Below are 12760 nucleotides of genomic sequence, written 5' to 3'. Positions count from 1 at the left end.
ATGTTAGATAATGAATGGAAAGCTATTTTAGGATGGGGAGATGAAGAATTAGAAGAATTGCGTATTTCTGGATATTCCTTCCTTCGTCAAGGGCACTATCAAAAAGCTATCCTTTTTTTTGAAGCTCTCGTCATTTTAGATCCTCTTAGTATTTATGATTTTCAAACCCTTGGGGGATTATATTTACAAGTAGGAAAGAATGCTGAAGCTTTGGTAGTCTTGGATCAAGCATTGCGAATGCAAGGAGATCATCTACCCACACTACTAAACAAAACAAAAGCACTTTTTTGTTTAGGTCGCATTGAAGAAGCCTCAGCTATTGCTGTCTATCTTGCCTCATGTGACCAGCCCCTTATTGCTAATGATGCTGAAGCCCTACTGATGAGTTACGCCAATAAAACCATAAAAAGAACTACAACTCTTTCTCAATAGCTTTTCCTTAGATTTATCTTGCTCATTTTGAAATTTCCCAATGGCTTTTTATAGAAAAAGTATTGATTGCTTATCAATACCAATGGTACATTGGCAATTTCTTCCGTAGCAAGTGCAAATTACCTGTCTCGGAGAAATCCTCAGCATAGAAAAGAGAGCAGCATGTTAACCTGTAGCGAATGTAATACTTGGGAACAGTTTGTCAATTATGTGAAAACGCGTTGCTCAAAAACGGCATTTGAAAACTGGATTTCCCCTATTCACGTCATAGAGGAAACTCAAGAAAAAATTCGTTTAGAAGTTCCTAATATTTTTGTTCAGAATTACCTTCTGGATAACTATAAAAAAGACTTATGTTCTTTTGTTCCTTTAAATGCTCAAGGCGAACCCGCTTTAGAGTTTGTTATCTCAGAAATCAAAAGACCTCCTACACAATCTCTATCTCCTCGAGAATCTCAAACGCTGTCTTTAGAAAATTCTGATGAACCTAAAGACTTTGAATTAAAGCTGAATTCTCTCTATCGCTTTGATAACTTTATAGAAGGTCCTTCCAACCAATTTGTCAAATCTGCTGCCATGGGGATTGCAAGCCATCCAGGACGTTCTTACAATCCTCTATTCATTCATGGAGGTGTGGGGTTAGGAAAAACTCATCTTCTTCACGCTGTAGGACATTATGTTCGGGAACACCATAAACATCTTCGCGTACATTGCATTACAACAGAAGCCTTTATTAATGATCTTGTTCACCACTTAAGAGTAAAGTCTATTGATAAAATGAAAAATTTTTATCGCTCCTTAGATCTACTTCTCGTGGACGATATCCAATTCTTACAAAATCGACAAAACTTTGAAGAAGAATTTTGCAATACGTTTGAAACTTTAATTAATTTAAATAAGCAAATTGTCATTACTAGTGACAAACCCCCAAGCCAGTTGAAATTATCTGAACGCATTATAGCAAGAATGGAATGGGGTTTAGTTGCCCATGTAGGTATTCCTGACTTGGAAACCCGTGTAGCTATATTACAGCATAAAGCAGAACAAAAAGGCTTGAATATCCCGAATGAAATTGCTTTTTATATTGCAGATCATATTTATGGCAATGTGCGACAGTTAGAAGGAGCCATTAATAAACTCACTGCTTACTGCCGCTTGTTTGGGAAAACTCTGACAGAAAATGTTATCCGTGACACCTTAAAGGAGCTTTTTCGCTCTCCCATAAAACAAAAAGTATCCATAGAAAGCATTTTAAAAAGTGTTGCTATGGTATTTCAAGTCAAGTTACAAGATCTCAAAGGTAACTCACGGGCAAAGGAATTGGTTTTAGCCCGCCAAGTCGCTATGTACCTAGCAAAAACTTTAATTACAGACTCTTTAGTCGCTATTGGTTCTGCTTTTGGGAAAACACATTCCACCGTACTCTATGCTTGTAAAACTATAGAAGAAAAAATAGAGAAAGATGAAACTTTAACGCGTCAGATTAATTTATGTAAAAACCACATTGCTGGCTAATCTAGGAGAACTCCCATGTTTCGTAGAAGTGGAAAAAGTCCTTTTGAAGATGTGCAAACACTATATGAAGAAGAAGCTCCTTCGCATTCCAACTATTCCTACTCTCGAACTGAACACCTAGATTCCCCTCCCAATCTCTTTGATACACCAAAATCTGTAGAAACACGCCCCCTGTCTTCCTATCCTGTAAATGAAGAAACACAAAAATGGACATCATCCTCCTCAGAAATTGAACCCTCTTTCCTTGTATCAGAAGAACCAGAGACTACCTTAGGAGAAGGAGTTACTTTTAAAGGAGAATTAGCGTTTGAACGTTTACTACGTATCGACGGAACCTTTGAAGGAATTTTGGTGTCTCAGGGAAAAATTATTATTGGCCCCAAAGGTTATGTAAAAGCAGATATTCAACTTCAAGAAGCGATCATCGAAGGTGTTGTTGAAGGTAATATCACAGTTACAGGAAAAGTGGAGCTACGGGGAGAAGCTATGGTAAAAGGAGATATTCAGGCAGCTACTCTATGCGTTGATGAAGGAGTCCGCCTTCTGGGTTATGTAGCTATTTCGGGCCTTCCCGAGGATCCACAAAAAGACTGATAAGAATAACCGGTTGAGGAGCATATCTTTCTATCACGTTTTGCCACTCCCTGGGTAAGGGATACGCAGAAAGAATACAAATAGGTCCTTTCTTTACATATTTTGTTAGGCTCTGTAGAAAGTATTTTATCGGAAGGATCCCTTGGTAAGGAATTCCAGTATCTTGATGTAATTTTTTCACGCATTCTTTAGATATCTTTGAGATAATATAAAAAATCTTTGTAGGCACTACTTGGTTCCACTCCCACTCTTTTCGTATTCCTCGTGCAAAAAATCCAATAGCAAATTTTTTTCCTCTGCAAGCTTGAGAATATAAATTAAGAGCTTCTGGTACTGGAGAATATAAATGAAAAGATTTCCGGGAAAATGAAGAAAGACATTGGTCACACGTAGACGCCTCTTCAAGTCCTAACAAAGAAAAACAATGAGGACATCTCCCAGTGCTTGAATGCATTCTCAATGCTTCTATGCAATGCCGACATAGAACTTTTCCTGGAAAGCGACAACCATAACATAAAATAGGAAAGAATAAGCGCGCAAAAAATATAAAAAATTTCCAAATCACAAAAAAATTTATTCCTAAAATTTCAACTAATTTGCTACTCTCCTGAACGTGTAGAAGCCTCGATTTCCCATCTCAAATAGAATGCTTAAGCGATTTGTTCATTCGATCTGGAAAATTTGTCAAAAAGACAAACTTCAACGTTTTACTCCAGTTGCAGACGCTATTGATACGTTTTGTTTTGAACCTATTCATATTCCTTCATCCCCCCCATTTATTCGCGATGCTGTAGATATTAAACGCTGGATGATGCTCGTAGTCTTTGCTTTATTTCCAGCAGTGTTTTTTGCTATCTGGAATGCGGGAACACAATTCCTTATCTACAGCTCACGAAATCCTCAGCTAATGGAAACATTCTTACATATCTCGGGATTTCGTAAATACCTTACTTTTGTCTGTCATGACATTGGCGTGTTTTCTATTCTTTGGGCAGGATGTAAAATCTTTTTCCCCCTACTTATCATTAGCTACACTGTAGGAGGAGCTTGCGAAGTTCTTTTTGCAATAGTCCGCAAACATAAGATAGCCGAAGGCCTTTTAGTTACGGGGATTCTCTACCCACTTACATTACCTCCAACTATTCCCTATTGGATGGCAGCTCTAGGCATTGCCTTTGGAGTTATTGTGAGTAAAGAGCTCTTTGGAGGAACAGGAATGAATATTCTCAATCCTGCATTATCTGCACGTGCGTTTCTATTCTTTACCTTCCCAGCAAAAATGAGTGGAGATGTGTGGGTAGGAAGCAATCCAACACAAATCAAAGCAAGCCTTCTAACCATGAATACCACTGCTGGGAAGTCTGTAATTGATGGTTTCTCACAATCTACATGTCTACAAACTTTGAATTCCACCCCCCCTACGGTTAAAAGGGTTCATGTCGATGCCATAGCGTCAAGTATTTTACACATGTCTCATGTCCCCACGGAACAGGTACTACAAACACAATTCTCTCTATGGTCTCAGTCCCATCCAGGGCTCACACTAAATAAATTAACTCTAGCACAACTACAAGAGTTTGTTACAGCTCCCTTGAGTGAAGGTGGGCTGGGCCTTCTTCCCACACAATTTGATTCTGCGTACGCTATTACTGATGTTATCTATGGATTCCAGAAATTTTCTTCTGGGAACCTTTTTTGGGGTAATATCCTAGGTGCCTTAGGTGAAACCTCAACTTTTGCTTGTTTGCTAGGCGCCATATTTTTAATTATCACAGGTATTGCTTCTTGGAGAACCATGCTCTCCTTTGGCATAGGAGCATTCCTCACAGCTTGGCTATTTAAAATCGTTAGTATTTTTGTTGTAGGCAAGCATGGTGCTTGGGCTCCTGCTCGTTTTTTCATTCCTGCTTACCGCCATATGTTCCTTGGAGGTTTAGCTTTCGGCCTCGTGTTCATGGCTACAGATCCCGTATCTTCGCCTACAATGAAATTAGCTAAGTGGTTGTACGGACTCTTTATTGGCTTTATGACGATCATTATCCGATTAATCAACCCTGCTTATCCTGAAGGAGTTATGTTGGCTATTCTCTTAGGAAATGTTTTCGCTCCCTTGTTTGATTACTTCGCTGTCAGAAAGTACCGACAAAGGAGTATTTAAATGTCTTCTAAAAAGCTTAAAAGCTATTTAAATCAAACTTGGTACATCATCTGTTTTATTTTATTATTAAGCTTTTTATCTGGAATTCTTCTTTCTACTGTTTATTACGTCCTTTCTCCCTTTCAAGAACGTGCTGCTATCTTTGATCGTAATAAACAAATGTTAACAGCAGCACATGTTATCGATTATTCCGGGAGGTTTCAAATCTATACAGAAGGTGAGTGGAAATATGCAATTTATGATAAGCAATCCCATGTATTAAAAGCTGTGAATGCGTATCCTCCCGCAGTTACAAGTTCTGTCTTAGATGCCTATTCTAAAAATTTTGTCCGCCCTTTGCTTACAGATAGGAAAGGACAAATTTTTTCCTTTGAAGAAAAAAACATGCAACTCTCAGAGTTTTTAGATGCACAACCCCAAGGGGATCTCCAAAAACAATCATTGCTACTTTTTTATGTCATTCTATCTAATACTGAACAAGCACGTACCATGACTACCGAAGCAATTATTAAAAATCCTCTTGTTGTTCAAGCCATCGTTCTCCCAATTTCGGGATTCGGCTTATGGGGACCGATGTATGGGTATTTGAGTCTAAAAAATGACGGAAACACTGTATTGGGAACTGCATGGTATCAACAAGGAGAAACTCCAGGATTGGGGGCAAACATTACAAATCCTCAATGGCAGAAGCAATTTTATGGAAAAAAAGTTTTCCTGCAGTCTTCCTCAGGGAATACAAGTTTAGCAACAGCTCCTTTAGGGTTGGAAGTTGTTAAAGGATCTGCAGAAGCTCTATATGGCACATCCCCTAAGGTTTTGTCTACGATCGACGGCATTTCAGGAGCTACCTTAACATGTAATGGGGTAACTGAAGCCTATTCTCAATCCCTCGCTCCTTATCGCAATCTGTTGTTATATTTTGCAAAGCTTCATACCCAAAGAGATTCCTATGACAACAAGTAAATCTTATAAAAATTATTTCATAGACCCTCTATGGAACAATAATCAACCTCTGATTGCAATTTTAGGAATCTGTTCTGCTCTTGCTGTAACAACAACAATAAGCACGGCCATAACTATGGGACTAGCGGTCAGCTTTGTCACAGGATGTTCTTCCTTTTTCGTCTCCTTATTAAGAAAAGTAACTCCCGACAGCGTACGTATGATTACTCAGCTAATTATCATTAGCTTGTTTGTTATCGTTATAGACCAATTTCTTAAAGCTTTCCTATTTAACATTTCAAAGATGCTTTCTGTATTTGTAGGATTAATTATTACCAACTGCATCGTTATGGGTAGAGCAGAAAGTCTAGCAAGAAATGTCCCTCCTCTTCCCGCGTTTTTAGATGGATTTGCTTCTGGATTAGGCTATGGTTGGGTATTAGTTTTCGTAAGTATTATTCGAGAAGTTTTTGGGTTTGGAACCTTATTCGGCATACGCATAATCCCTAAATGCTTTTATGCCTCGGAAATACATCCTGATGGCTATGAGAATTTTGGTTTGATGGTTCTTGCTCCCTCAGCATTTTTTCTTTTAGGTACCATGATTTGGGTAATAAATATTCTGAGATCTAAAAAAGTGAAAAAGTAAGTATGTGGTTAGGCGAATATACATGGCTCAATGTTTTGGGTATTTTTTTACAAGCAACCTTTATCCAGAATATCCTTCTTTCGAATTTTTTAGGGATGTGTAGCTACCTAGCTTGTTCTGGAAGAGTCTCAACGGCAAATGGATTAGGCATGTCCGTAGCTTTGGTTCTCACCATTACTGGAAGCATTAATTGGTTAATTCATACTTTTATAACTAAGCCCCGTGCTTTGGCCTGGCTATCTCCAACCCTAGCGGATGTAAATTTAGGTTTTCTGGAGCTAATTATTTTTATTGTCGTGATCGCTGCTTTCACACAAATCTTAGAACTCTTCCTAGAAAAAGTTTCACGAAATCTCTACCTCTCCTTAGGAATCTTCTTACCATTAATTGCTGTAAACTGTGCCATATTAGGAGGCGTGCTTTTCGGTATTACTCGTAATTATCCTTTTATTCCCATGATGATTTTTTCCTTAGGATCTGGATGTGGCTGGTGGTTAGCCATTGTACTATTTGCCACGATTAAGGAAAAATTTGCCTATTGCGATATTCCTAAAAATCTACAAGGCACAGGCATCTCATTCATCACCACAGGCCTTATGGCCATGGCATTTATGAGCTTTACAGGAATTGATATTGCAAAACCTGCAACAATTTCCGTTTCCGTAGAAGAACAAATACCCCCAATAACAGAAATTCCTACAGATACAGAAACCATTCCATTAAAGAAAAGTCGTCTTACTCGTCCTAAGATGAAACCCTTTATTAAAAGAGGAAAAACTGCAGTAAATTAACTCGGCTCATCGTGCCTCATAACCTTCCATTGGATCCATAGCCAATTTAACGGGAGAAGAAGAGCATGAAAGCATGCTTTGCACAATAAAAATCGCCATATAAATAAGAATACAACAAGCTAAAAAAGCTGCTGTATATAAAGCTAAAGGAGTAACTACTGCCGTTTGAACAGTAAAGACTATCATGACTAATAAAGCTAAAGCAGCCATAAATACAGAAAAAGCTTTCGAAAAGACGTTTATATTTATTGTTCTTTCCGAACTTCTTTCTAATTTGCGTAATAATGCCGCTGTATTTTCACATTGCGAAGAAGAAGTTTGAAATCTACGAACATGAACAAGCATAAATCAGCTATCCTTTAACTATTGTTTATAAGATTCCCACTATCAATGACCAATTTCCCATAATGATGAAAGAAATAATACTGCACACAAGAACAAACTAGTGCTACTAACGTTATGGAAGCACTAATAATTCGTATGACAAGTTGCGTAGAAATCAAGGGAACAACGAAAAGCCCGTAAGCCGCAAGAGAAATCACAAACAAGCTCAATAATGTAATGGTAAGAGAAAGTCCCTTCAAACATCTGGATGGCATAACTTGATTACTTGCTACCTGTATTACAGGAGAAACGCAACTATTCACAGATGAAGACATAGTAAAACAAGCGTTTATTTTTCTGTTATCAGATAAAAGCTTACTACTTAAGAACAATAAATACAAACTATTGTAAAAATGCATTACTATCTTTTATAGAAAACTAATAAAAGAATTAATCCCTAGCCGATAAGTTTTCTGTATTTAGCGGCTGTCCTAAATCAACAACAACAAACCACCCTAAATCTTCAGGAGAGGTATTCAAAAGTTGGATATCATCTAAAAGGCTTTGGTTTACTTCTATAACCTTCCCAGAGACCGGACTTAAAATTTCCACTGCTGATTTTGAAGATTCTAAGATAACTAAGGGCTCGCCTTCCTTACAGGAACTTCCTAACATAGGAAGATCAATATGAAGAATCTGACCTAAATTACTACACATTTTTTTAGTTCCACCTAAGCGAACAATACTGTCATGAATAGGTAAAATCCATACATGATAATCAGAATACCACATTTATCTAACCCCTCTTGCCTGATCAATAAAACGTTCCATACAGCCAACAAGAATTTCCTCATTTAAGTGCTCCTTAGCAAGGAACAATTTTTCTATACATGCGGGATTGCCAAAGATCTCATGGGATAGACATTTATAGAAAAAAGGGCCTTCTTCCACATGAAATTCTACTTGAGATAATGCTCCCTCCTCCATAGAAGCTAGGACCTCATAAGGCTGAGGAAGCTCCTGATCACCTCGAGTAAATATTTTTATTGATTTATCTAAGTTCCAAGGCAAAGTTCCTGCTTGATATGCTCCCGATCGTTGTTCTTCTACCAAATGCCAAAGGCGTCTCTGCCATAAGTCTTTCCCATCAACCCCCGGATAACGAGACTTTAAAGCGGTTACTACCCGATCCATATGTGCAGAATCTTTATGTGCATCCACTAGAATTTTTCCTAATCCCTTACGCAAAACTTCACGATAAGGAATAATCTCTTCATCACCAAAGCACGTATCTACAATAAATGTGTAATAATGCTCTTTATCTTGGGTATAAAACTCGAGAGCTTCATTCTCAATAAGTAAGGCGGCCAACTCCCTGCCATCCAGAATTCCTTCAAGTACGCTATCTTTTCCTGAAGATAAAAACACTTCATTATTTTTACTTACACTTTGAGACAAACATGCTTGAATTTTTTCGGGACACGCACGAAGGATTTCTTTACGAGTAAATGAATGAATTTTTTCTACAAGCGAAGGCGGTAAATTCTGAAAATCTTTACTCGAAGTGCATGTTTCAATTTTAGGAAATTCTTGCAATAAGATGTGAAAATTATCAGGATTTTGCTGCCATTGATGAACCTCAATCATAGGTACTTTAGTTTCCAAATCCTGAAGACGAATTGTTTGATAAGTAAGCAAGAATCTTCTCCCCACGAGTTTAGGCTCTTTTGCTTTTATTTTTTTTATCGGCAATACAAATCGAGGGACATCAAGGCAGTCTTGAGGACTCTCACCAACTAAACGAAGATAAACTTCAAAAGCTTCTAAATCTGTAAGTGTTTTGAAATGATATTCTCGAGGAAGTTTAACTATTTCTACTGAAGTAGAATCTTTCCCCATAGAAAAAAATTCCTGCAAAGGACGATAGTCAAAGGTTACACCACCCTCTAGTTGCAAAAAAGCTCGCTTGCAAAGAAGAATTTCTCTATAAATTTTAAAGAACTCTGAAGAACTCACACCAATAAAATCAAAATAGCTAGCCACAAACTGATCAAAAGTAAGATGGACATCGGTATGCTTACTTAGCTTTGTAAATGCTTGCTTTGCTTTATCATAAAAATCTTGCTGTGCTTCTTTTATTGAGGGCATACTAATATGTTTTTTTTGCTCATTTACAAAGCGTAATAACGTTTCTACTGCTGTAGATACATAGGCATCCCCAAACCAATCACTCAGATTCCCATAACCAAATAAACGAAGGTCCTTACCTTTAAGAAGAGCCGCATCATGAGGTAAATGAAACATCTTCCTACGATACTCAAGCATTTGCTTTAAAATATAATGAGGAAATTTCTTTTCCTCCAAAAACAAACGCACACGTGCAGCAAATCCTGAGGGAGACACGGGGTCGTCTATTTGCTGAAATTGCGTAAGTGCTTCATATAAATGCGGAGCTGAAGATTTCCATACCTCTTCAGCAGAAATAAAAGGAGTATCAAAACGACGATAAGCCTGATAGTTTTTTTCTTTACTAAACGCAGGAAATTGAGAATAAACTTTTAAAAATAACTTCTCACCTAATTTATTAGTTAAAAATCGTTCAGTTAATAGACCCTCATTTAAAAAATTCCATTCTTGAGGATTGCCTGTAAAAGGATAGGCCTCATGCATGAAAAATTTTTTAAAAGCATGAAACTCTCTTTCGGAGTACTTCTTCCCTTCTATAGTAAAAACAATTTTCTTGCGTTGCTTCTTATCTATGGACTCTCCTGGATGGCGTCCCCAGCCTATGCCTATCCCCGACACACATACTGCAACAATCACAAAACCAATAAATTTTTTCTGATGCTTATAGAAAAATGCTAGCAAAGTGAACCTCAGAGGATAAACAATAAAAATTTAGTGTAAACGATTAATCAGAAAAAAACCAAGCAGGATCCCCTAAGAAACAAAGGAGATTCCCTTACCACAAAGGTTTTCTCATATTACGCAGGCATAAAATTAATCTGCAAATGACCAACAAAGTGATATATGGGATCAAAATACCACTGTAAAATCTCGTTAGAATGTACTGGTTGAGATAGTGTAAGATCCTTTTGAAATACTTGATTCGCCCGTGCTGCTATCTCAGGGCTACGAATAATCACAATACTTTCGTAATCAAAAAGATCGCTTTTTTTCCCAAAATTATAACTACCAATAACAAAAATATTGCTATCAATGATCATACATTTTTTATGTAGCTCAGTATCGGGAACTGAAAATTCGTGAACAGCAAAAGCAGTATTAGGTGGTTTAAGGAAAATATATTTTTTCCATAGAGCAGGACGTTCTCCATAACATAGGAAAAAATAATTCATCCGATTCCCCCAAGCATATACAGATGTCAAAGCAGGACTATTTTCTGTACAACCATTAGTAATGATTTCTGTAGGAATTTTCTTTTGGAAACATGCTGCTTGTAAACTCTCCATAATTTCATCTTTAGGAATGAAATACATGTTCGCAATCTTTATCGAAGTTTCTGCCTGATCAATCAAAGATACGTAAGCTTCTGTAATTTCATTCTTGGATTCATCAGGGCCGGAAATAATCATACAAATATTACTTAGATCAGTAGAAATGAGATCCGAACTTTCTTCAATTTCAGGGCAGTAGCATGCCTTAGCCTGCTCTTGAGCTAATTCAGGAAAAGGTAGACTACGAAATGTATCAAGATATTTATTCAACCAGTGCTTACTAGAAAAAAAACTCCAAAGAGAGTAGTGAGCATAAAATTCTCTTCGAAGAGATAAACCTAGCGTTTCTGAAACTATGGTAATATCTTGATCTCGAAAAGCTAGAGGACGTTTAACTCCGCTGACAATTAAACGAGGGGAATCTACAGGCTCGGGAACAACATCCCCACGAGTACACATAAAATCCTCAAAATTGGTTCCTCCAATAAAAATATATTTCCCATCAACAATCGAAAATTTCATGTGCATTTCTATAACATTTGGAGATAGAATACTCGATCCCGGCGCACACCCAGTAAACATATAAGAAAATCTTTCAGGCCATCGTGCTTTCATATCTATCAGTAGTTGCTTATCTTGATCGTCAATCATTGTTGGCTGAATAATCATGGAGGAACATAAAGTAGAGACTTGAGACATGCGTGCATCTAAATGCACGATGACCTCTTTCAAAATCTCCCCTCCTGCCATGCAAGGACAAAATTCGAAATAATATTGAGCACTATCAATGGCGGCTAATAGCTTATGGTAGACTTCAATGCTATTATCATGAACAATCACCCCTGCCTTCTCATTAGAATCAGGAAAAGCTAGGGTAATAGCTAAGGCATCTTTTGCTATAAAGGAATAAGCAAAAGTAAGAATACAGCCCCAAAACACACATTTCATAAGCACTCACGGGAGAATATTTGAATAAATTTTTCCTTAATTTCTTTTCTTGTCCCCACTAAATCTGCGGAAGAAGCAGCAATGCCTAAAGGAAAAAACGCACAACGATCAATTGCTGAGATAACGGAATCGGCGACTTCAGGTAAAAGAAACTTGTAGTAAACATCTGGAGTGCTTCCAGAAAGAAATATAGAACCTTGATGTAAAAATCCCTGCTTTACGGTGCGCTGAGCTGCTCCACCAATTTTCTTATTTCCCATTAACACGTCATATTTTGAAATCTTAGCCATGCAAAAATTGGATTCTTGAAAATGATGAAGATGTTCATCACATGACAGCATTCCGTCTATACGAAAAATTTTATTTAACACTTCTAAAACCAAAGAATTCACACTAAAATAGTTCTCCAAAATGCTACCCCGATACATAGGGTGCTCTGAAGAAACAAGCAGAGAAAAAGCAAAATCTCCGTGATGGAATACAAATCCTCCCCCGGTAGAACGTCTGGCTGCATCCATGCCTAGTTCTTCCCTATTACTTACTAAAAACTTTTCTGGGCGCATAAACACTCCATACGTAAGGGGATAGGCACTCCTCCATTCATAAAGATGAAGAATTGCCTCTCCCTTCTTTAGGTGGGCAAGGAGTTCTTGATCCCTAGTCATATGCTCACTTGCACTTGCTTTTCCTGAGTCTATAATACGGATATTCGTTGCCATAATAGAAAAGGTTTCAAAAATTTAAAGAGATTATTTTATTAAACGTTATTGTATTCACAAAGATTTATGATTAAATCATTAATAGTTTTAAAATGTTAGCATCTTAATTATAGATTACACAGCAGTAGAAAACGTATCTCAGAATAACTAAAAATAAAAAAGAGGGCTGCCAGAATAAATAGACGTAAGCTCAAGAATGGCTGGATCTCCTACACTAAAATCTGCGTGAA

At 37.4% G+C, this 12760-nt stretch carries 14 protein-coding genes; 7 read left to right on the top strand and 7 right to left on the bottom strand.

Annotation, left to right across the window (positions count from 1 at the left end):
- The 3 genes from M787_RS03635 (at window position 1) to M787_RS03625 (ending at window position 2541) form a co-directional block, all read left to right on the top strand.
- The gene (locus tag M787_RS03635; RefSeq protein ID WP_021828218.1) at window positions 1-432 is read left to right on the top strand and encodes a tetratricopeptide repeat family protein; all 432 of its coding nucleotides are present in this window, start codon (window positions 1-3) and stop codon (window positions 430-432) included.
- Between the two features lie 162 nt (window positions 433-594).
- Window positions 595-1947, top strand: coding sequence for a chromosomal replication initiator protein DnaA (gene dnaA / locus M787_RS03630; RefSeq protein ID WP_021828217.1), 1353 nt, complete (start codon window positions 595-597; stop codon window positions 1945-1947).
- A 15-nt stretch (window positions 1948-1962) separates the two neighbouring features.
- On the top strand, window positions 1963-2541 hold the full coding sequence (locus M787_RS03625; RefSeq protein WP_021828216.1) for a bactofilin family protein: 579 nt from the start codon (window positions 1963-1965) through the stop codon (window positions 2539-2541).
- Here M787_RS03625 and M787_RS03620 read toward each other — a convergent pair.
- On the bottom strand, window positions 2504-3106 hold the full coding sequence (locus M787_RS03620; protein ID WP_021828215.1) for a hypothetical protein: 603 nt from the start codon (window positions 3104-3106) through the stop codon (window positions 2504-2506). The two genes, M787_RS03625 and M787_RS03620, sit on opposite strands and share 38 nt — an antisense overlap.
- An 81-nt stretch (window positions 3107-3187) precedes the next feature.
- On the opposite strand from M787_RS03620, the gene M787_RS03615 reads away from it, so the two are divergent.
- The 4 genes from M787_RS03615 to nqrE are packed head-to-tail and all read left to right on the top strand — an operon-like array spanning window position 3188 to window position 7081.
- Window positions 3188-4699 carry a Na(+)-transporting NADH-quinone reductase subunit B gene (locus M787_RS03615; protein ID WP_021828214.1) on the top strand — a complete coding sequence of 504 codons (1512 nt, stop codon included), beginning with the start codon at window positions 3188-3190 and terminating at the stop codon, window positions 4697-4699.
- On the top strand, window positions 4700-5662 hold the full coding sequence (nqrC, locus tag M787_RS03610) for an NADH:ubiquinone reductase (Na(+)-transporting) subunit C (RefSeq protein ID WP_021828213.1): 963 nt from the start codon (window positions 4700-4702) through the stop codon (window positions 5660-5662). It abuts the gene before it with no gap.
- Window positions 5649-6290 carry an NADH:ubiquinone reductase (Na(+)-transporting) subunit D gene (gene nqrD / locus M787_RS03605; RefSeq protein WP_021828212.1) on the top strand — a complete coding sequence of 214 codons (642 nt, stop codon included), beginning with the start codon at window positions 5649-5651 and terminating at the stop codon, window positions 6288-6290. Before nqrC ends, nqrD begins: the two co-directional genes overlap by 14 nt.
- A 2-nt stretch (window positions 6291-6292) precedes the next feature.
- The gene (gene nqrE / locus M787_RS03600) at window positions 6293-7081 is read left to right on the top strand and encodes an NADH:ubiquinone reductase (Na(+)-transporting) subunit E (RefSeq protein ID WP_021828211.1); all 789 of its coding nucleotides are present in this window, start codon (window positions 6293-6295) and stop codon (window positions 7079-7081) included.
- A 6-nt stretch (window positions 7082-7087) separates the two neighbouring features.
- Here nqrE and M787_RS03595 read toward each other — a convergent pair whose 3' ends face one another.
- The 6 genes from M787_RS03595 to M787_RS03570 all read right to left on the bottom strand — a co-directional run bounded on the left by M787_RS03595 (window position 7088) and on the right by M787_RS03570 (window position 12530).
- The gene (locus M787_RS03595) at window positions 7088-7426 is read right to left on the bottom strand and encodes a hypothetical protein (RefSeq protein WP_021828210.1); all 339 of its coding nucleotides are present in this window, start codon (window positions 7424-7426) and stop codon (window positions 7088-7090) included.
- A 14-nt stretch (window positions 7427-7440) separates the two neighbouring features.
- A complete protein-coding gene (locus M787_RS03590) occupies window positions 7441-7740 on the bottom strand; it encodes a hypothetical protein (protein WP_021828209.1) in 300 nt (99 codons plus the stop codon).
- Between the two features lie 115 nt (window positions 7741-7855).
- Window positions 7856-8197 (bottom strand): glycine cleavage protein H-like protein, encoded by a 342-nt coding sequence (locus M787_RS03585; RefSeq protein ID WP_021828208.1) that lies wholly within the window; start codon window positions 8195-8197, stop codon window positions 7856-7858.
- Window positions 8198-10273 (bottom strand): hypothetical protein, encoded by a 2076-nt coding sequence (locus M787_RS03580; protein ID WP_021828207.1) that lies wholly within the window; start codon window positions 10271-10273, stop codon window positions 8198-8200. It lies immediately after the preceding gene.
- 116 nt (window positions 10274-10389) lie between these two features.
- Complete coding sequence (locus M787_RS03575; protein WP_021828206.1) at window positions 10390-11811, bottom strand: phospholipase D-like domain-containing protein; 1422 nt, start codon at window positions 11809-11811, stop codon at window positions 10390-10392.
- Window positions 11808-12530 (bottom strand): lipoyl protein ligase domain-containing protein, encoded by a 723-nt coding sequence (locus M787_RS03570; protein WP_034733884.1) that lies wholly within the window; start codon window positions 12528-12530, stop codon window positions 11808-11810. The genes M787_RS03575 and M787_RS03570 overlap by 4 nt, the downstream gene beginning before the upstream one ends.
- Between the last annotated feature and the right edge of the window lie 230 nt (window positions 12531-12760).

Source organism: Chlamydia gallinacea 08-1274/3, from assembly GCF_000471025.2.
GTDB lineage: Bacteria > Chlamydiota > Chlamydiia > Chlamydiales > Chlamydiaceae > Chlamydia > Chlamydia gallinacea.
Note: the sequence above shows the minus strand (reverse complement) of the source record. Positions and strands in the feature narration are given on the sequence as shown.

What these genes read in the sequence shown, in the direction of transcription:
- nqrD (WP_021828212.1), top strand. Translation starts at nt 5,649, where the DNA reads ATGACAACAAGTAAATCTTATAAAAATTATTTCATAGACCCTCTATGG.
- nqrE (WP_021828211.1), top strand. Translation starts at nt 6,293, where the DNA reads ATGTGGTTAGGCGAATATACATGGCTCAATGTTTTGGGTATTTTTTTA.
- M787_RS03635 (WP_021828218.1), top strand. Translation starts at nt 1, where the DNA reads ATGTTAGATAATGAATGGAAAGCTATTTTAGGATGGGGAGATGAAGAA.
- M787_RS03615 (WP_021828214.1), top strand. Translation starts at nt 3,188, where the DNA reads ATGCTTAAGCGATTTGTTCATTCGATCTGGAAAATTTGTCAAAAAGAC.
- M787_RS03570 (WP_034733884.1), bottom strand. Translation starts at nt 12,530, where the DNA reads ATGGCAACGAATATCCGTATTATAGACTCAGGAAAAGCAAGTGCAAGT.
- M787_RS03585 (WP_021828208.1), bottom strand. Translation starts at nt 8,197, where the DNA reads ATGTGGTATTCTGATTATCATGTATGGATTTTACCTATTCATGACAGT.
- M787_RS03595 (WP_021828210.1), bottom strand. Translation starts at nt 7,426, where the DNA reads ATGCTTGTTCATGTTCGTAGATTTCAAACTTCTTCTTCGCAATGTGAA.
- M787_RS03590 (WP_021828209.1), bottom strand. Translation starts at nt 7,740, where the DNA reads ATGTCTTCATCTGTGAATAGTTGCGTTTCTCCTGTAATACAGGTAGCA.
- dnaA (WP_021828217.1), top strand. Translation starts at nt 595, where the DNA reads ATGTTAACCTGTAGCGAATGTAATACTTGGGAACAGTTTGTCAATTAT.
- M787_RS03575 (WP_021828206.1), bottom strand. Translation starts at nt 11,811, where the DNA reads ATGAAATGTGTGTTTTGGGGCTGTATTCTTACTTTTGCTTATTCCTTT.
- M787_RS03625 (WP_021828216.1), top strand. Translation starts at nt 1,963, where the DNA reads ATGTTTCGTAGAAGTGGAAAAAGTCCTTTTGAAGATGTGCAAACACTA.
- nqrC (WP_021828213.1), top strand. Translation starts at nt 4,700, where the DNA reads ATGTCTTCTAAAAAGCTTAAAAGCTATTTAAATCAAACTTGGTACATC.